Annotated in this window: 18 protein-coding genes; 10 read left to right on the top strand and 8 right to left on the bottom strand. The window is 42.4% G+C overall.

The window, feature by feature from the left end; all coding sequences use genetic code 11:
• Positions 1-254: 254 nt before the first annotated feature.
• Positions 255-458 carry a hypothetical protein gene (locus tag OU792_RS13230; protein ID WP_134201506.1) on the bottom strand — a complete coding sequence of 68 codons (204 nt, stop codon included), beginning with the start codon at positions 456-458 and terminating at the stop codon, positions 255-257.
• Between the two features lie 531 nt (positions 459-989).
• On the opposite strand from OU792_RS13230, the gene bshA reads away from it, so the two are divergent.
• The 4 genes from bshA (at position 990) to OU792_RS13210 (ending at position 5,989) form a co-directional block, all read left to right on the top strand.
• Positions 990-2,129, top strand: coding sequence for an N-acetyl-alpha-D-glucosaminyl L-malate synthase BshA (bshA, locus tag OU792_RS13225; protein ID WP_026945166.1), 1,140 nt, complete (start codon positions 990-992; stop codon positions 2,127-2,129).
• A gap of 101 nt (positions 2,130-2,230) precedes the next feature.
• Positions 2,231-2,857 (top strand): sterol desaturase family protein, encoded by a 627-nt coding sequence (locus tag OU792_RS13220; RefSeq protein ID WP_222584619.1) that lies wholly within the window; start codon positions 2,231-2,233, stop codon positions 2,855-2,857.
• Positions 2,858-3,018: 161 nt separating this feature from the next.
• Positions 3,019-3,852, top strand: coding sequence for an NAD(P)-binding domain-containing protein (locus tag OU792_RS13215; protein ID WP_274670417.1), 834 nt, complete (start codon positions 3,019-3,021; stop codon positions 3,850-3,852).
• 25 nt (positions 3,853-3,877) lie between these two features.
• Positions 3,878-5,989, top strand: a complete 2,112-nt coding sequence (locus tag OU792_RS13210) for an outer membrane protein assembly factor BamB family protein (protein ID WP_274670416.1) — start codon at positions 3,878-3,880, stop codon at positions 5,987-5,989.
• On the opposite strand, the gene OU792_RS13205 is transcribed toward OU792_RS13210, so the two are convergent.
• Together OU792_RS13205 and OU792_RS13200 are read right to left on the bottom strand one after the other, a co-directional pair.
• Positions 5,990-6,277 carry a hypothetical protein gene (locus tag OU792_RS13205; RefSeq protein WP_026945162.1) on the bottom strand — a complete coding sequence of 96 codons (288 nt, stop codon included), beginning with the start codon at positions 6,275-6,277 and terminating at the stop codon, positions 5,990-5,992.
• 103 nt (positions 6,278-6,380) lie between these two features.
• Entirely contained in the window at positions 6,381-8,312 is a 1,932-nt protein-coding gene (locus OU792_RS13200; RefSeq protein ID WP_274670415.1) for a tetratricopeptide repeat-containing sensor histidine kinase, read from the bottom strand.
• A 295-nt stretch (positions 8,313-8,607) separates the two neighbouring features.
• Here OU792_RS13200 and OU792_RS13195 point away from each other — a divergent pair, with 295 nt between their 5' ends.
• Positions 8,608-9,750 (top strand): acyl-CoA dehydrogenase family protein, encoded by a 1,143-nt coding sequence (locus OU792_RS13195; protein WP_026945160.1) that lies wholly within the window; start codon positions 8,608-8,610, stop codon positions 9,748-9,750.
• Positions 9,751-9,904: 154 nt separating this feature from the next.
• On the opposite strand, the gene xerD is transcribed toward OU792_RS13195, so the two are convergent.
• A complete protein-coding gene (gene xerD / locus OU792_RS13190) occupies positions 9,905-10,822 on the bottom strand; it encodes a site-specific tyrosine recombinase XerD (protein ID WP_134201500.1) in 918 nt (305 codons plus the stop codon).
• A gap of 166 nt (positions 10,823-10,988) precedes the next feature.
• Positions 10,989-11,474, bottom strand: coding sequence for a peptide deformylase (locus tag OU792_RS13185; protein ID WP_134201499.1), 486 nt, complete (start codon positions 11,472-11,474; stop codon positions 10,989-10,991).
• A 178-nt stretch (positions 11,475-11,652) separates the two neighbouring features.
• On the opposite strand from OU792_RS13185, the gene OU792_RS13180 reads away from it, so the two are divergent.
• A complete protein-coding gene (locus OU792_RS13180) occupies positions 11,653-12,795 on the top strand; it encodes a DUF4221 family protein (protein WP_274670414.1) in 1,143 nt (380 codons plus the stop codon).
• A gap of 3 nt (positions 12,796-12,798) precedes the next feature.
• On the opposite strand, the gene OU792_RS18690 is transcribed toward OU792_RS13180, so the two are convergent.
• Complete coding sequence (locus OU792_RS18690; RefSeq protein ID WP_446698900.1) at positions 12,799-13,089, bottom strand: type II toxin-antitoxin system RelE/ParE family toxin; 291 nt, start codon at positions 13,087-13,089, stop codon at positions 12,799-12,801.
• On the bottom strand, positions 13,080-13,307 hold the full coding sequence (locus OU792_RS13175; RefSeq protein ID WP_026945155.1) for a hypothetical protein: 228 nt from the start codon (positions 13,305-13,307) through the stop codon (positions 13,080-13,082). Before OU792_RS13175 ends, OU792_RS18690 begins: the two co-directional genes overlap by 10 nt.
• A 311-nt stretch (positions 13,308-13,618) precedes the next feature.
• Between OU792_RS13175 and OU792_RS13170 the strand changes: the two genes are divergently transcribed.
• Entirely contained in the window at positions 13,619-15,523 is a 1,905-nt protein-coding gene (locus OU792_RS13170; RefSeq protein ID WP_274670419.1) for an ABC-F family ATP-binding cassette domain-containing protein, read from the top strand.
• Between the two features lie 156 nt (positions 15,524-15,679).
• Here OU792_RS13170 and OU792_RS13165 read toward each other — a convergent pair whose 3' ends face one another.
• Positions 15,680-16,396 carry a DNA alkylation repair protein gene (locus OU792_RS13165; RefSeq protein ID WP_274670413.1) on the bottom strand — a complete coding sequence of 239 codons (717 nt, stop codon included), beginning with the start codon at positions 16,394-16,396 and terminating at the stop codon, positions 15,680-15,682.
• Between the two features lie 82 nt (positions 16,397-16,478).
• On the opposite strand from OU792_RS13165, the gene OU792_RS13160 reads away from it, so the two are divergent.
• The 3 genes from OU792_RS13160 to OU792_RS13150 all read left to right on the top strand — a co-directional run bounded on the left by OU792_RS13160 (position 16,479) and on the right by OU792_RS13150 (position 19,519).
• Positions 16,479-18,470 (top strand): tetratricopeptide repeat-containing sensor histidine kinase, encoded by a 1,992-nt coding sequence (locus OU792_RS13160; protein WP_274670412.1) that lies wholly within the window; start codon positions 16,479-16,481, stop codon positions 18,468-18,470.
• The gene (locus OU792_RS13155; protein ID WP_026948039.1) at positions 18,463-19,095 is read left to right on the top strand and encodes a response regulator; all 633 of its coding nucleotides are present in this window, start codon (positions 18,463-18,465) and stop codon (positions 19,093-19,095) included. The genes OU792_RS13160 and OU792_RS13155 overlap by 8 nt, the downstream gene beginning before the upstream one ends.
• A gap of 148 nt (positions 19,096-19,243) precedes the next feature.
• Complete coding sequence (locus tag OU792_RS13150) at positions 19,244-19,519, top strand: hypothetical protein (RefSeq protein ID WP_026948038.1); 276 nt, start codon at positions 19,244-19,246, stop codon at positions 19,517-19,519.
• The last annotated feature ends 7 nt before the right edge of the window (positions 19,520-19,526 follow it).

Raw genomic sequence — 19,526 nt, 5'->3', positions numbered from 1 at the left:
CTAGAAAAGAAACTATAGCCGAAAATATAACGGCCATAGTTTCAACTGTTAAACGGTTCTTCTTCATTGAATTACAATTACTCTACCCTTGCCTCGGTAAATAGTTCCTAACTCATCGTGAGAATCTAGGCAAATATATTTGTCACCAGAAGGGCAAACAACCTGTTGTTGAGCTTTAGCGGTTTGGGATTTAATTGGAGCGATCAACAACATAGAAGCCCCATACACCATAAATAAAAGAATTAGAGGCTTTTTCATGGTGCTATAGTAACAATAGTTTTTCCTTTTCCTTTTCTTACATTTAACCCCTCAGCATTTGTATAGCAAAGGTATTTGTCTCCGTTAGGACATTCTACTGTAGTAGTAGGACCATCAACTTCGATTGCATTTACATTTTGAGATTGACCCAATAGAGCCAGGGTAGCGACAATACCCAATCCAAGAATTTTGCTTTTCATTTTTTCAAAGATTTAAAATTAAACGATTGATTAAAAAAGCTCTCAGCGCTGAAAACTTGAACTAAAAGTAGCGTCCCCACCATGAGAAAAACAAGAATTTACTAAATATTTTTTACTGATTTATCCAAATTTAGTTAATAATTTCTAAGTAGCACTGGTCTAAAGGAGTCTGCGCTTTCCTTTGATTCCCATATTCTAGGTTTATGGCTGAATTTCAGATCATGTGTCGGCTGCATTAACCTTTGGGGTTTTAGAAACCCCGAATGTTTTTGTCAATTTTTCCTTGTGCGGCTTCTGGAAAAGCAGCAAAGCAGCATACATTTTCTTTTGAATGGAAGAAGGTAGGAAATCGGAAAGGAATTAGTTAAAGTCAGTCTCAGAGGTACATTTTTGACCAAACACCTTGAAATCAAAGGTATAGCAGCTTCGAATAGTGGAGATAAAATCTGGATATCCGATTAATTCCTTTTATTTTGAACAAAACTTGCGTTTATGCGTGTTTTAGACGCTGATAAGCTCAATAGCCTGAAAATGAAAATAGGAATTGTTTGTTACCCTACCTTCGGTGGTAGTGGAGTCGTCGCAACAGAACTTGGCAAAGGGCTGGCGAAAGTCGGTCATGAAGTTCATTTTATCACCTATCGACAACCGACAAGACTGGATTTTTTTAGTGAAAATCTGTTTTATCACGAAGTAGATATCAAAAGCTATCCACTTTTTGAGCATGCGCCATACGAATTGGCATTAGCAAGCAAGATGGTCTCTGTAGTGAAATATGAAAACCTGGATCTCTTGCATGTTCACTATGCCATTCCGCACGCTTCTTCGGCCTACATGGCCAAGATGATCCTCGCCGAGCAGGGAATCCACATTCCGGTGGTGACGACCCTTCACGGTACGGACATTACCCTAGTAGGAAAAGACCCAAGCTATGAGCCGGTGGTCACTTTCAGTATCAATCACAGCGATGGCGTGACGGCAGTTTCCCAGGACCTAAAGGAGGAGACCTACGCTTATTTTGGTGTCAAGCGTGACATTGAGGTGATTCCCAACTTCATCGACCTGGAGCGGTTTAAAAAGCAGAAGAAAGAACATTTTAAACTTGCAATCTGTCCGGATGGTGAGAAGCTACTAGTACACACTTCCAACTTCCGAAAGGTAAAACGCGTTGAGGATGTGATTCGGGTATTCTACGAACTCCGAAAAGAAATCCCCGCCAAACTGCTTCTCGTAGGAGATGGCCCCGAGCGGGACAAAATGGAGCGGCTTTGCCGGGAATTGGGCACCTGTAATGACATCCGTTTCTTGGGCAAACTGGATGCAGTGGAAGAAGTTCTTTCAGTTTCGGACTTATTTATCATGCCTTCTGAAAAGGAAAGCTTTGGATTGGCTGCCCTGGAGGCTATGGCCTGCGAAGTACCTATTTTGACTTCCGACGCGGGAGGTATTCCTGAGCTAAACATTGACGGAAAAACAGGGTTTGTTTGTGCAGTGGGAGATATTCAGGATATGAAGGAGAAGGCTAAAATCATCTTAGATGACCAAAACCTCCAAACTTTCAAAGACAATGCGCTGGCAAGAGCCAAGGAATTTGACATTTCAAACATTCTCCCTCGATATGTAAAATACTATGAAGAAACCATCGAAAAGTCGATGGCGAAATCTCTCTAATTCAAGCAAAAAGAAAAAATCTGACAAAAATCAATAAGGTTTAGAATCATAATTAGTTAATTTTGCAAGCGATGAGACCAACTGTTGCAACCCATAGTCCCATGAAAAAGATAGGAAGACTGGATAGACCGGATAATAACGGTTCTGCCAAAATGTTTGAGAATCCGATCTTGGAACGAATTTCAAGAACCCATATCTCTATCCCCATTACCATGTTCCTTGTTTTTGCAGGGATATCCATTTATTATGGAATAACCACTACGGTGATTTCTTGGCCATTGGCTATCGGACTATTTTTTATTGGATATATCTCCTTCACTTTCGTGGAATACATGATGCATAAGCATTTCTTCCACATGGAGCCGGATACGCCCGTGAAGGACAAATTGCAGTATTCCATTCACGGAGTACATCATGACTACCCCAAAGACAAAGATCGATTGGCCATGCCTCCTTTTGTGAGTGCTGCTTATGCTGCGATTTTCTATTTGGTGTTCAAATTGATCATGGGCAATTTCGCCTTTTATTTCCTGCCCGGATTTTTATTTGGATATGCAAGTTATTTGGGTGTACACTATATCGTACATGCATTCAACCCTCCCAAAAACTTTCTAAAGATCCTTTGGGTCAACCATGCCATCCACCACTACAAGGACCCTGATGTGGCTTTCGGAGTAAGTACCCCACTTTGGGATTACATTCTGGGCACTCTCCCGAAAAAAGATTAGAATTAAGAGGCAATCTTAAAAGATTTCCGTCATTGCGAACGAAGTGAAGCAATCTTTCCTGATTTCAATAAATCAACTTTAAGATCCCTTCTCTCGACCTTTTCGAGATCGCGATGACGGAATTATATTTTTTCCAGACAGAGGTTTTTTTATTTTCACGTATGCAAAAAATATCCATTATCGGTTTGGGTTGGATCGGTTTGCCCTTAGCAAAAATCCTTCAGGAAAAAGGTCATCAGGTTATCGGCAGCACAACCACAGCCGAAAAAGCCAATCTGCTGCTAAAGGAAGGAATCAATGCCATCCAATTTTCACTCGACCCCTATCCCTCAGGTGTGGGCTTTCAGCAGCTATTCCAATCAGAAACTCTAGTGATCAATATCCCACCGAGAAGCCGCTATGATGGCGGAGAAAAATACTTGGAGCAATTAAAGTTTTTGAAAGACTTACTTTCAAGCTCAGCGATCAAAAAGGTGGTCTACGTGAGTTCGACAGGAGTTTATCCGGACGAAAATAATCAATCGGGATACACCGAAAATGATATTCTAAATGCTGAAAACTCCGGGAACCTCAACCTTTGGAAGGCAGAGAAATACCTACAAGAAAACCTCAGTCAAAAGCTGAGCATTATCCGCTTTGGGGGACTGTTGGGTGATGATCGAATCCCGGGGAAATATTTCTCAGGAAAGGAAAACGTAACAGGCCATACTGGGGTCAACTTCATCTACCGACTGGATGCGGCTCGCTTGATTGCCTATGTCATCGAAAAGGAACTCTGGGGAGAAACTTTCAATGGTGTAGCCCCAAAACATCCACTTCGCAAGGAAATCTATGAAAAGAATGCCCGAGAATTGGGGATCGATCCTCCACTTAGCTATGCCCCTGAAAAAGAGAATGATCAGCGAATCATTTCTGGTCAGAAAATCTTGGAAAAAGGCTTTGATTTTCTCTATCCGGGCCCGCTAGATTTTCCGTATTCTTATCCAAATCAGTAATTTCCTACCCTCAAACCAAAACCCAATGAAAAGTAGAATTACCCTTTGGGCTGCCATTATTTTAATTTCCGCTTGTAAGTCCGAACCAAAAAAAATCGATTATACCGATTGGTCGTATTACGGAGGCCCGAAAGATGGAAGCCGGTATTCTGCTTTGACTCAAATCACCCGAGAAAATGTGGATCAGCTTTCCGTAGCCTGGACCTACCAAACTGGCGATGCCACCGAGCGATCTCAGATCCAATGTCAACCTATCGTCAAAAATGGATTTCTTTACGCAACCACGCCCGGCTTGGATGTTTTTGCTTTGGACGCAGCCAGTGGAGAGGAAATTTGGCGTTTTGATCCCTTTGAGATTTTAGGAGGGGAAAACTCCTGGGCCGGAACCAACCGAGGTGTAAGCTATTGGGAAAAAGGAAAAGATAAACGGATCCTCGTTGGGGCAGGAAACTGGCTCATGGCGGTGGACGCACTGACAGGAGCACCTATTCAAAGCTTTGGAGATGGCGGAAAAATAGATCTACGAAAAGGACTGGATGATAAACGAGAGGATTTTTTGATCGTGGCCAATGCACCCGGCGTGGTTTTCGAAGATCTTTTAATCATCGGAATGCGACTATCCGAAGGCCTGGATGCTGCACCGGGACATATTCGGGCTTATCATATCCCTTCTGGGAAAATGGAGTGGATATTTCATACGATTCCTAAGGAAAATGAATTCGGCTTTGACACCTGGGATCCCAGCTATGTTTCCCAAATCGGTGGTGCCAATAATTGGGCAGGAATGGTGGTCGATTACCAGCGGGGAATGGTATTTATACCCACGGGGTCAGCCACTTATGACTTTTGGGGAGGCTACCGTCACGGAGACAATCTCTTCGCCAATTCACTTTTGGCTTTGGATGCCAAAACCGGGGAGCGAATCTGGCATTTTCAAGGAGTTCATCATGATGTTTGGGATCGGGATTTCCCCTCTCCTCCTACCCTTATTCGCGTGAATCATGATGGCAAATGGATCGATGCTGTCGCCCAAACTTCCAAGCAAGGTTTCACTTTTGTCTTCGATAGGGAAAGTGGAGAGCCCCTCTGGCCCATCGAAGAGCGAGCTGTCCCACAGAGCAGTTTACCAGGTGAGAAAAGCAGTTCCACTCAACCATTTCCGACGCTTCCTGAGCCTTTCATGAATTTGGTTTTTGAGGAAAAAGATATCCTAAACCTCAAACCCGAATGGGAGGCTGATATTCGCGATCAGCTTCAAAATGCACTTTATGGAGACATGTGGTACCCTCCAAATGCTGAAAAGCCTCTTGTACTTTTCCCAGGAATGGATGGCGGAGCAGAATGGGGTGGAGCAGCTTTTGATCCCGAGACACAGACATTCTATGTCAATGCCAATCAAATCCCATGGATGATTGAAATGACCCCTAATTCAGATTTTGAAAATGTAGGTAAATCAGTTTACACCAATTACTGTGGCAATTGCCATGGTCTAGAGCGAAAAGGCAACCTCCCGGCTATCCCTGCTCTATTGAATCTAGACGCGAAATACAGTCCTGATTCCCTCACTGCTTTGCTAAAAAAGGGACGAGGTGCCATGCCTGCCTTTGACTATCTCTCCGAAGAGCAGCGGGATGTTTTAGTCGATTATTTGCTGGGCAAAAGTCAGGAAGGAGACAAAAAGGAACTGGAAGCAGAAAATGCGGCCCTCAATCCTCGATACTACATGAATGGCTACAAAAAGCTCGTCACAAAAGATGGGCTCTATGGGTCCAACCCACCTTGGGGAGTTTTGACAGCCATCGATATGCAAACCGGACTGCGCAAATGGCAGATGCCTTTGGGAGAAATTGACTCTTTAAGTGAGCAAGGCTTTGCGCCAACAGGGACAGAAAATTACGGAGGACCAGTAGTCACAGCCGGAGGCTTGCTCTTCATTGCAGCGACAAAAGACGAGAAGATCCGTGCATTTGATAAGGAAACTGGCGAGCTTCTGTGGCAGGCTGAGCTCCCCGCTTCGGGTCATGCTACCCCGGCGATGTATGAGCAAAATGGAAGGCAGTTTTTGGTGATTGCATGCGGTGGAGGAAAGGGCACCAAAAGTGGGGATAGCTATGTGGCTTTTGCCTTGCCGGATTGATCAGAGCTTAGCCTCACCCGAATTTTTATCCAAAGACTTTATCTGAAGTCGGATCAGCTCCAATCGTTGATCCGTCTTCTTTTTTATTTTTTTCAAAATCGTACTGCTTTGATCCAAATTCCGTGAGCGCTGTATCTCTTCCTGCACCAGAATTTCCAAGTCCTCCAATCGCTTTTTTTGAATCCGCTTTTGCTTGGCATACTCGCGAATGAGCAAAAAGTGAAAGGCTGCCAGGACAAAGAAGATCAAAAAGATCAATACAGAAAGAGTCAGATCGGATAGAGGCATTGCGACAAAATCAGAGGAAAAGGCAATTCAGGCTTTTCTTCAAAATTAAATCGAAACACATCGCTTCGAAATACGACAAATCACCTATTTAACCTTGACAACACTACAGCAGGAGTAATAGGCTAATTTCTGTTCCTCGCCCGATTTCAGATTTCACAGATAGACTGGCCTCTATTTCCTCAGCTCTTTTTTGCATATTTCCTAAGCCATTCCCCGCTTTGACCTTTTCCAGATCAAAGCCCTTCCCATTATCGATGACCTGAAATTGAAGCTGATTTTCACCGAGAGAAAAAATTACTAGAATTTGACTTGCATCGGCGTATTTGACAGCATTTTGAACAGCTTCCTGCAAAATTCTTAAGATCTGAATACTATTCGCCGAGCTGATTTTCTTCGAAAGGTCCAGCCCCTCCTCCTGTACAAAATCGAGTTTGACATCTGTTGATTGTTTTCCCTGTTGAATGAAATTTTTGACCCTACCGACCAAATCTTCCAAAGTAACAGCCCCACTATTCATTGCCCAGATAGTATCCCGGAGTTCGCGGATCGTCTGCTTCGTGAAATTGGCAATCGACTCATAGCGCGGAGTCAGGGTTTCCTTGATGGGTTCAAAATATTTGAGGTTTTCGATCGACGAAATAATAAAGGTCAATTGCGCCCCAATATTATCATGCAAGTCGCGGGCGATCAAAAGCCTTTGTTCCTGCAGTTTATTTTGAGTCTCGATTTGAGCCAAAGCCTCCTTGAGTTCTACCTCCTGCTCCAATTGTCGGTTTTTCAGCTTTTGCTGCTTGTAAAGAAGGTAGCCCACCAGTCCGAGCACCAAGGCCATAAGAAGCGAACCATAAAGTTGAAAGTTTTTATTGCGGATTTGCAGTTGCTGCTCCGAAATTTGACTGTCCTTGAGGGCTGTTTGATATTTGGTCTCCAGTTCGGCAGTCAGTTCCTTTGCAGCTTTTTCTTCCTTGCTTCGCAGGGTGGATTGATAGAGGTTTACATAATACCTCGAACTGTCGGCATCTCCTAGTGCGGCAAAGCTTGTGATCAACTCCAAATAAGGCCCGAACACATCATCCTCGGCACCTTGGCTCACAAACTTTTCAGCTGCCGATTCTAGGTAGTCTTTCGCCTTTTTGTAGTTCTTTTTTGTGTTTTCGACCACTCCCAAAGCATACTCCATGGTAGCTTCCTCATAGAGTGCATTGACAGCTTTGGCAGCTTCGAGACCTTTTTGAGCAACCTCTTCTAGTCGACTCATGTCTCCTTTTTCTTGAAGAAAAAAGGCATACATCCGATAGGAAACCGCCAAATTGAGAGGATCATCTTCCCGAATTGCCAAGTCAATGGCTTTCTGAAAATATTCCTCAGCCAGTTCAAAATCACCCAGATACTTGTAAGCCGTCCCCAGATTGGCATAGCTCCCAATCAGATTCCTGAAATCCTTTTGAGCCTCTCGCATGACAGCAGCCCGTTCGTAAAACTCTATGGCCTTGGGATAATTGGACATGTTTTGGTAGATCACTCCGATATTATTCAGAATAGTAGCGGCATTGAGCAGCGCCCCTTCCTTCTCGAAAATGGGTAGGGCTTTCAAAAAATAAGTGATCGCAGAATCTGATTCGTACTTCCGCTGAAGGATAAAGCCCAAGGCATTGTAAACTTTTGCCATTCCGAGCGAATCCCGATTTGCCTCTCGAATTTCAAGGGATTTTAGATATACCTCACCTGCCTCCTGAAGCTGACCTTTTTGCAGGTATCCACTGCCCAAATCACTGTAAGATTGTGCCAAGAGCGTCTCATCTCCTGTTTTCTCAGACAGTTCGACCGCCAGTTGACCATAGTAGATCGCTGAATCCAAATTAATAGCGGCATAGGTCCAGCCCAATTCCCCATAGATCGCAGCGAGAGTTTCATCAGTGTTTTCCTGCTGTGCGCTATTCAGCAAACTGTCGACAATCTGTCGAGGAGATTGTCCAAATACGTATGAACTAAGTACTAAAAAAAGGAGAAAGCTAGACCAAACTCGAAGTTTCATATGATTATAATTTTTTATAAGGCCAGATAGCTTGTCCCGAGAATCGGGAGAATCTCTGCTGTAGGCAGGCTCGATTTCATGACAGTAGATTTTTTTAGGAAGGTAATAGACAAATAAAAACCCAAGCAGAGCAATATTTCATAGCAATTAAATAATAAAAAGAGATTTTTTGTAGAAAAAAAAGTATCCTTTTTGGAAAAGAACACAATCTTCTATGGAATTGGACGATTTGCTTGAACCAAACTTATTCTGAATCTTAGGGTTTGATATACAGCATATAAACCCAAAGAATACCATGAATTTCAACATGAATGAGAATCAACGGATGATTGCCGAGATGATCCAGGATTTCGGAGCGAAAGAAATCACCCCTTTTCGCAAAGAATGGGATGATAAGCAGCATTTCCCCTTAGAACTTTTCAAAAAACTTGGAGAATTAGGACTGATGGGCGTATTGGTCCCTACCGAATACGGAGGTTCCGGATTTGGCTATTTTGAATACGTCACAGCCATCGCAGAACTTTCTAAATTAGACCCTTCCGTAGGTCTATCAATGGCCGCCCACAATTCCCTTTGTACCGGACATATCATGATGTTTGGTAATGAGGAGCAAAAGAAAAAGTACCTGCCCAAACTCGCTACCTGCGAATGGTTGGGCGCTTGGGGGTTGACTGAACCAAATACCGGTTCGGATGCCGGAAATATGCGAACTGTCGCCAAAAAAGAAGGAGAATATTACATCATCAATGGAGCGAAAAACTTCATTACCCATGGTGTTTCGGGAGATGTGGCCGTTGTCATTGCCCGAACAGGTGAAGTTGGGGATTCACATGGAATGACTGCTTTTGTGGTCGAAAAAGGCACTCCTGGATTCAAAGGAGGCAGAAAAGAAGACAAACTCGGTATGCGGGCTTCTGAGACTGCAGAGATGATTTTTGAGGATTGTAAGGTTCACGAAAGTCAAATCTTGGGAGAAGTCGGGGAAGGCTTTATTCAATCCATGAAAATTCTGGATGGAGGTAGAATTTCCATTGCAGCATTATCTTTAGGCATAGCTCAGGGAGCGCTTGAGGCTTCTATCCAATACTCCCAAGAAAGACAGCAATTCAATCAGCCGATCAGTAGATTCCAGGGCATTTCTTTTAAACTAGCCGATATGGCTACCCAAGTGGAAGCGGCCAGCTTATTGACTTTTAAAGCCGCAGACTTGAAAAACAAGGGTGAGAAAGTAACGCTTGCCGGAGCTCAGGCCAAATATTATGCTTCTGAGGTGGCTGTATCCGTATCCAATGAGGCGGTTCAGATTTTCGGAGGCTATGGATTTACCAAGGACTATCCTGTGGAGAAATATTACCGAGACTCCAAGCTCTGCACCATTGGTGAGGGAACATCTGAAATTCAGAAGTTGGTGATTTCGAGAGAGGTGTTAAAGAAATGATGCTTTAAGTCCGGTGTCGGATGTCCGATGAACTTAAATTTTCATCTGGATTCTAAACTTCCCTGGGGATTTTCTCGGGGATTTTTTTATTTCAATCAGTCCCTAACTATCCTGATTTATTGTTTTATGTACAATTGGTGAATACAATCACCGATTATGCGTTTTTCTGATTTCTCGGATGAAAGTCCGTCAGTACTTGCCTCAGGTAATCCCGGTCTAAATGAGTGTAAATTTCAGTGGTGGTGATACTTTCATGACCCAACATTTCCTGAACTGCACGTAGGTCAGCGCCACCCTCTATCAAATGTGTAGCAAAGGAATGCCGAAAAGTATGAGGGCTGACATTTTTTTGAATGCCCACCCGCGCTACCGCCTCCTTGATGATCATAAATACCATCACTCTACTCAATTTTTTACCCCGTCGGTTGAGAAAAACATACTCCTCATGACCGCGGGCGATTGTCTGGTGATTACGTACTTCCTTTTGGTATATTTTCAGGTATTTTAGCGCATCCTTTCCAAAGGGAACCAATCGCTCCTTATTGCCCTTTCCCACGATTCGCAAAAAGCCGATATCTTCGAAAATCTGCCCCTTTTTTAAGTTAATCAATTCCGAAACACGCAAACCACTGCTGTAGAGCAACTCCAACATTGCCCGATTACGATGACCTTGGGCCTCTCCTAAAGGAATCCCTTCCAAGATTTGATTAATTTCTTCGAAGCTCAAGGTATCTGGTAATTTTCTCCCCAATCGAGGTGTTTCCAGCAGCTGAGCAGGATCTTTTTTGACCAAATCCTCATAAACCAGAAAGCGATAAAAAGCTTTAATACCCGAGATCATCCGGGCCTGTGTAAATTCGGAAAGCTCAAGCTCCCCTATCGTTCTTACAAAAGCCTGAAGCTCTTTGGAGCTAAGTTCCAAGGGACTCAAGCCCTGAAAATCCAAATCCACAAACTCTGCCAATCGCTGCACATCCCGGCAATAGGCCTCGATGGAATTATCACTTAGCGAGCGCTCGATTTTCAGGTAATGCCGAAACTGCTTGATATAGGAATGCCAGGGTTTGGACATGAATTAAAATTTATGGGAGAAGATCAAAAATGGCGCCATGAATAAATGAAATACACTTCGTGAAATACAATAGAAATAAACCTCGCTTCGCTCGGTGAAATATTTCGAGACTAGACCAAGTATTTCGCTCCGATTTATCGGAGCTTATTTCCATCGTAATTCTAAATTAAACCCTCCACTTAAAACTTTTCTCATCCATCGCCCGCATCGTACAGAGCACTCCGTCGAGATGATCGTATTCATGCTGAATCAATTCTGAAAGAGCACCGTCCACAGTCCAGGATTGCGCTTCCCAGTTTTCATCCAGGTATTCCAGAGTCAAGCTTTGATGCCGCTCTACTTTTACAAATAGATTGGGGAAAGACATGCAATCATCCCAGAGTTCGAATTTCTCATCGCTCAAATTTTTAAGCACTGGATTAATCACCACATAAGGCCGGTCGAGATTGAGGTAAAATAGCCGCTTCATGATCCCCAATTGAGGAGCCGCTATTCCCCTTCCAAATCCATAAACCCGTCGGATATCTTCCATGGCTTCATGGAGCTGCTGTGTCCATTCGGAAACTTGGGGAAGTTCAGATTGAAGTACTGGCTCGCAAGATTGATACAATCTCGGATCACCGAGCTTGAGGATATCATGAATGGTTTTCATAAAGGTAAATCGGTTTAGGTACTTCGAAGATAGCTTAGCGAGCTGCCATTTGAAAAGAATTAGCCTGAATGAAAAAAATCTCATGGGATCAGATTGTTTTGGTTTCATTGGAATCAAAAGAAAACATTAAATCTTTCAATTAAGCCTTTTTTTTGCTGAAAACCTCTTAGTTTTAAGCATGAGTTATTTCAAAAGTTTTTGCCTTTTTTCACTCCTATTTGTCCTGTTCATCACATTTGCATGCAGGGAATCCACAAAGCATAGTGAAAGCATTAAGTTCGAGGCCAGCGGAGAAATCCTCCGCATACCCATCGACAGTCTGACCGCCAATATCAGTACCGGCTTAGTTCGATACGAAGACTATTTGGTCAATGTCAACTGGAATACCAATGCACTGCAGTTTTATGCCTTAAATGCTGAAAAACTCAGCAAAGAAATATTTTACCAATATGAAGGACCACAGGGAGTGGGAAGTATTTTTGGAATATATATCCACAGCCTTGACAGCATTTTTCTATTTACACAAATGGTCCCTGTCATTACCCTAACCGATACCACTGGAATCATCAAAAACCGAATCCAATACAACAAACCAGAAGGCCACACGAATGCCTTTGTGCACAATGCCTATTTTGGGAGTGCTCCCAATTTGCAAAATGGAAAAATGCTTGTTAAAACACTTGCAGAGGGGAATTACAGACAAATGACAGAAGAGCGTCTCCATAAATCCTTACTTGCTTATGGAATTAATCTTGAGAATGGATCCTTTCAATCTACAGAACTAACCTACCCTGAAGGCTATTTAAATTCAGGATTAAAATTTTTCGAGCCAAGCCTCGTTTTTCAGCCAGAATACACCGTTTACTCTCTCTTTGGCGACCATAGACTTTACAAACAAATTCGCTTTGGGGAATTAGAAATTTTTGACGGTAAAAGCCAATACTTGGATGAAACACTCCCCTATTTTCCGGTAGATGGGGAGCGCTTTGACACCCAAAAATACCTGACCGCTTCCTCCCGCTATGAGACCCTAGTTTACGATGAATATCGGGAAGTATATTATCGCTTTGCCTACCCCACTTTGGCCATTGAAAAAGAAGAAGAGTTACTCGCTTTGCGGGAAAATCCAGGACCTTTTGTGATTCAGGTATTTAATGAAGATCTCACCTTGATCACCGAAAGCTATTTTGAAGGCGGAATTTATTTCCCCAACAATCATTTTATCACCGAAAAAGGCCTTTATATCTCTGCAAACAACCCTGAAAACCCCGAGGCAGAGGAGGATGCATTTCGGTTTGAGTTGATTAAATTGGTTGATTGAGCATTAAATGCCTGATTCCCGAGAAGCTCTAATGGATAAAAGTTGGATTTGCTTTTTCCTAGGTTGATATCGATAAACTACCACGGTGTATTTATTTAAAGGGCCTCTATAAAGATTTTTTTGTGAGGAACTTTTGGGTAGTAATTCAGGATGCACTTTAATCATTTCAAAAAATCTAGATGCATCATTTAGAAATCGTTTCTTTTCCTTGTCTGAAAAATGGATTTCCAAATAATTGAGAATCCTTTCAAAACCCTTGATGGCTTGAGGGGTCCATAAAATTTCTAAGTCCATTTTTGATACTTGCTCATTACATCTTTATGTTTGGTTAGGTCGCCTCCTTCGGCTTGATTCATTCCAATTTCAATTTCCTCCCGTTCTTCATTCGATAGATTCTCCCACCAATCCTGTCCAGAATTCTCTTTTAAAGCAATCAATTCTTTCAAAATCCTGACATCTTCAAGGCCTGCAAGCCATTCGATCAATTTTATTTTTTCCAATGCGATATCCATAGTCAAAATTATATTAATCTAAATTAGCTATTCTGGATCACAGATTCAAGCATCTCTTTTTCCAATCAATTTAACCAAGAAATTTTCGGCTCAATTCCAATCAACTTGGTGTTGATACGGCTCATCATACGTAATAAATGAGCCGTATTTCTAAACTTTTTGAGCCGAATCAAATCTGTTTCCATACTATGTCACCCGACGAAGGAGGGTGTGTTTTATTGTATTTCCACAGTGTTTCAGCCTCCGAACGATGCCCTATTTCTATTGTACTTCCATCGTATTTCCCCAGTATTTTCCCGTACTTTTGCCCCATGAATTACCTTTCAGTTGAGAATCTCAGCAAAGCCTTTGGCGAGCGTAAGCTTTTTTCCAATATATCATTCGGTATCTCCCAGGGACAAAAAATAGCTCTAGTCGGCATCAACGGAGCTGGCAAATCCACCCTGATGAAAATCATCATGGGATTGGAAATCCCGGATACCGGACAAGTGGCGCTCAACAATGCCGTCAAAATCGCCTATGTGCATCAAAACCCTGTTTTCGATTCGAATCTGAGCATTTATCAAACGATTTTTGATCAAAGCAATTCGGAAGTACTTCGGGTTATCGAAGAGTATCACAAAGCCATGTTGGACTCAGAGCGCGGGATAGACAATTCCGATAAAATGGCTAAGCTTTTTGAGCAGATGGATGCGCTGCAGGCTTGGGATTTTGAATATCAAGTGAAAGAAGTTTTGGGCAAACTCGGCCTTCACGACACGGATTTGCCCGTGGGAAACCTCTCAGGAGGTCAGCGAAAGCGGGTAGCTTTGGCGAAAGCCATTCTCGAAAAACCGGATTTGCTACTGCTCGACGAACCCACCAACCATCTGGACCTGGAAACCATAGAATGGCTTGAAGATTACCTAGCCAAAGCCAATCTAGCCATCTTTATGGTAACTCACGACCGCTATTTTTTGGAAAAAGTCACCAATGAAATCCTCGAACTCGATCAGGGCAAAATCCATCGATACCAAGGCAATTATGGTTACTTTCTGGACAAGAAAGCGGAGCGAATGCAGATCGAGGACATCGAGATCGAAAAAGCCAAAAGTTTATACAAAAAGGAACTGGACTGGATCCGCCGACAACCCAAAGCACGTGGAACCAAATCCAAGTATCGTGTGGATGCTTTCGAAGAGACGAAGGAAAAGGCATTTACCAAGCGGGAAGAGCGGGATATTGAGTTGTCCGTATCTACGCAACGCTTGGGTAATAAAATCCTTGAAATCGATAAAATCAGCAAGTCTTATGGAGAGAAGAAACTGATTGAAGATTTCTCTTACATCTTCAAGAAAAAGGACCGTATTGGGATAGTAGGCCCCAATGGAGCCGGAAAGACGACATTTCTGCAGATGATTACAGGGCTTATCGAACCCGATCAGGGGAAAGTTACTCAAGGGCAAACCACCTTATTTGGCTACTACAGACAGGAAGAGGACCGATTTGATGAGGAAAAACGACTCATTGACGTGGTGAAGGAAGTGGCCGAAGTAGTCACGCTTAACAAAGGACAAACTATCACCGTCGGACAGTTTCTAAATCAATTCGGCTTTCCTCCCAAACAGCAGTTTACACCCATCGGGAAAATGAGCGGAGGGGAACGTCGAAGACTGCAATTGCTGATGATTCTGATCAAGAATCCCAACTTCCTGATACTGGATGAGCCTACCAATGATTTGGATCTGATGACCTTGAATATTCTGGAGGAGTTTTTGGATACTTTTCCGGGCTGCCTGATCATCGTTTCGCATGATCGATACTTTATGGACAGATTGGTGGAGCACCTCTTTGTGTTTGAGGGAGAAGGGGTGATTCGAGATTTTCCGGGGAATTATACGGATTATAGAGAGTATCTAGAATCAAGTAGCAAAACGCTAGAAGCGAGAGATAAGAGACAAGAGACAAGGGAAGAAAATAAAGTTGAGGAGACTGAGAAGTCTGTATCAAAAATCAAGGCGAGCTTTAAGCAAAAGCAGGAGTTCAAAAAGACGAATGAGCAGATTGCAAAGCTAGAGGGCGAGAAGGAAATAATCACCACGCAAATCGCAGCTGGAATTGAGGAGCATGAGGAACTTTTGAAGCTTTCGAATCGGATTGCTGAAATTGACTCCCAACTGGAAGAATTGGAAATGACTTGGTTGGAATTGAGTGAATTGGAGGGGATTGAAGACTAAAGTCTTGAAATATGGTGGATATACTTCTCGATAAATCGGGACGGAACAAGACTCCCTTCGGTCGCCGAAATATTAGAAAACTCTATTTCTCTCGCTTTAAAAGCCTATTTCTTCGAGCATAGCGAGATATATTTCAATTGTATTTCCACCATATTTCTAAATCCTGCCCTTCAAAAAATCCTGCCTCAATTCTTCCGGAAACTTCTCAATGGCATAGCGTAAGGCTGTTCGAGGCAGGGATTGGTAGTGCTTTTTCAAAAATCCCATTTCCACATCAAAATCCTGGTTTCCAATTTCCCGAAGCATCCAACCCACAGCTTTGTGCATCAGGTCATGGGGATGATTTTTAAGCTGCTCCGCCAAAGCCAAAGCATCCTTGAAATCACCTCGCTTGATCCAATGATAAGAACTAATCATCGCCACTCGCTGCCTCCAGAGTTGATCTGAGTTTGCTAAATCATAAAACAGATTTTTTTCTCTTTTGAGATAGTATGCTCCCAAAATATGATGGCAACTTGTATCTACTAGATCCCAGTTGTTCACATAGTCCAAATGAGCCAAATAAAAGTCAACCAGCTCCTTTTTTCCAGGTTCTGTTTTAGTCTTTTCATAGCGATACACCAATGCCAAAAGCCCGGTCAGTCTCATTTCGTGATAAGGGTTCTGGACCAATTCGGATAACTCTTTCAGACTAATTTCTTTGAAAAACTGCTTGGCTATCTTTCGCTGATCAGGCACCTTCACACCCAAAAACAAATCACCTTCTCCATATCCTCCCGGAAAGGCCTTGAAAAACTTGGGAAAAAATGCGGCTTTCTCGGGAATTGACTTTTCTCGCAGGGCAAGTTCAATCTGTTCGGTCAACTGACTCATGCCTCAATTTATCAGATTTTTCCAAAAAGAAACAATAGCAACATAAAGGCCTCTTATTCGGATCATTATGTATATTTGAGCTATGCCCTTTCGATATTTTTACTCTATTGTTTTAGGATTGGCCTTTTTTAACAGCTCTGCTTTCGGTTTTCAGAAGCAGGAAAATCCCCCGACCGCTGAGCAGGCTGAAAACTGGACCCGAATAATCAAAGAAAAGGATACTCCTGACAGCGTAAAAACCCAGCTCTATCTTCAATTGATCAATTTCTATGAAAGCTCAGAGGAGTATGAGAATATGGCAAGGCAAGCCATTGATTTCTTTCACTATCCTACCTTTTTGGATAGTTCGAATTGGGTCAAAAAATCTTTCCTCGAGAAAGCGCTCTCCTATCGGAATCAAATCGAGGACTCGCTTTTGCTCGGAAATCTCGAGCTAAAAATTGCGGGTGCCTGGTTCAATCTACAGGAATTTGACTCAGCTATTTCTCATTATACCCGGGCTTTGGAGCATTTGGACGAAAATGATTCACTTTACATCGCAGACACCTATTTTTTCAGAGGTCAAGCGGAGGATTATCAAGGCAATATGCTTGAAGCCATGCAAGACTATCAGATTGCAAGAGACATTTATGAATCCCAAGGTGATGAAGATTTTGCCAATTACACCAAAGGTGGTATGGCTATCCTTTTCAGTAAATATGGCATCTACGATCCTGCACAGGGTATCAGAGAGGAATTGGTGGAGTTTTATAAAACCCGAGAAATTGAAGGTGACCTAGGGGTACAGCTCTATAATATGGCTGAGACCTATCGAAAAATGGGGGAAGAAACTCTTCAGCTTCAAAAACTCAAAGAACTGGAGGCTCTCATTCCATTTGAGCCGGAGGATTTTTACTTGGAAGCCATGACCTATTTTTCGCTTTCTAGGCATTATGGGGAGAAAAATGAACTTGAATCTCAAAGGAAATACTTCCAAAAAGGTGAAGAAGTAAAAGACAAAGTACCCCAAAACTGGAATGAAAATGGAGCCTACCTGATCACCAAAGGCCTTCTTGAAATAAAGTCGGGAAACCTCGTTCAAGGCAAAGCAATTGCTCAGCAGCTTCTCGATCTATCAGCTAGCAAGGAAAACATGGATCACCGAATAGGAGCTTTGGAGCTTTTGGAAGAAGCTTATGAAAAATCAGGCCAAACTGATGAGGCGCTCAATGCTCTCCGTCAGCTTACGAGTTATAAGGACTCCATTTTTGAAGCGAATCAGGCAACATCCTTTGCTTACTACCAGACACTCTACGAGACAGAGAAAAAGGAAAGAGAAATCCTTCGGAAAAATCTTGAACTTGAAGACTTACAAACTGAAACCAGATTTCGCATTCAAGTATTCCTGGGAGTTATTCTTGTTCTAATCGTTGGGGGTATTATCTTTTTCCTATCATTGAATCTGAAAAACACCCGAAAGGCAAAGAAGCTTCAGGAGGAATTTTCGCAGGAACTACTTAAAATTCAAGAAGAGGAACGAAAGCGAATTTCAAAGGACTTACACGACGGCTTAGGTCAAAGCCTCTTACTCATCAAAAACAAAGTTGCCCTCAATCAGCCGGAAAATGCAGGCGAAATGCTCGATACCGCAATCAGCGAATTGCGATCCATCGCCAGGTCACTCCATCCCATGCAACTGGAAAAACTGGGATTAGCTCAGGCATTGATTCATCTTTTGGATCAAATAGATTCGGAAACAGATATTTTCGTTTCGCATGAAATAGAACCCTTGCCCCAAACATTAGACAAAAATGTGGAGTTGCAGCTATATCGAATCGCACAAGAAAGCATCAACAATATCCTGAAGCATTCGGAGGCCAAAGCCATGCGCGTGCTTCTTGAACAACGAGAAAATCATATCGAGTTGAGCATTGAGGATAATGGAAAAGGATTTGATTTTTCGGAGAAATACCAAGACTTTCATAGTCTAGGCCTCAAAACTCTCAAAGAACGTACAGGATCTATCAAAGGCACCATGAAGGTAAACAGTGAGAAGGGAAAGGGAACCAAACTAAGTTTTTTTATCTATGGATAATCAGCGTCATCAGGTAATCATTGCAGACGATCATCCGATACTTCTGAAGGGACTTCATGAATTTTTGGCAGATCTTGGACTTGAAGTGATTGGAGCCTTCCATAATGGTAAGGATGCATTAGATGCCATCGTAGACAGTCAGCCTCCGCTTGCTATTCTCGACTTGGAAATGCCCGAAATGACCGGTCTGGAAGTAGCAGCGGATTGCAAAAAATTAGGCTTAAAAACCCGAGTAATTCTACTGACCCTTCACAAAGAATTGAAATTTTATCAGCAAGCGAAGGAACTCAACATCAGCGGATATATCCTTAAGGAATTTGCTCTCAATGACCTTCGAAAAGCCATTGACACCGTTCTATCTGGACAGGAGTTTTTCAGTGAAAAACTATTTGAAGGTCTGAAAAAGGAAGATTGTCTCTCTGACCATTCTTTGACCCCTTCTGAACTCAAAATTCTCCGCTTGATCGCAGATGGTCATTCGACCAAAGAAATTGCCGAGCAGCTTTTTATTTCTGAGCGAACGGTTGACAAGCATCGTTCAAATATTATTTCCAAGCTTAATCTGGAGAAAAAGCACAACTCCTTATTGATCTGGGCACAAAACAACAAGGATAACCTGTACTAAGCATAGCGCTTATATTTTATTTTTTAAAACAGTTTTCTGACTCTCAAAAGCAGTTTCTACGCTGTAAGACTGAAAAATAGGTATTTCTACGTATTGTTAGATGTACGGTGATTTCATAAGTTTGAATATCATTAATCATTTTTAAGCTATGAAAATTTCAAGTCAACTTGGAAATTTTAAGATAATTCAAACTATCAAGGATAGAGACGAATTATTGATTTTGGGTAGTTGGGCGGACTTGGTCAAACTCTTTGATAGCAAACGAACCTTTCGAGTTAATGAGAATCAAAACTTGTTTGGTATATATGTTTGCAAGCAAGAGTGTGCTGAGTTTTTGACTAGGATTTTACAAGACATTGATTACCACGAATGGGAAGATTTTCAATTGGAAAAATCTTCCCTCTCTCGTCGGTATCTCGCGTAAGGGTGAT

It is taken from the genome of Algoriphagus sp. NF, assembly GCF_028823735.1.
Lineage (GTDB): Bacteria > Bacteroidota > Bacteroidia > Cytophagales > Cyclobacteriaceae > Algoriphagus > Algoriphagus marincola.
Note: the sequence above shows the minus strand (reverse complement) of the source record. Positions and strands in the feature narration are given on the sequence as shown.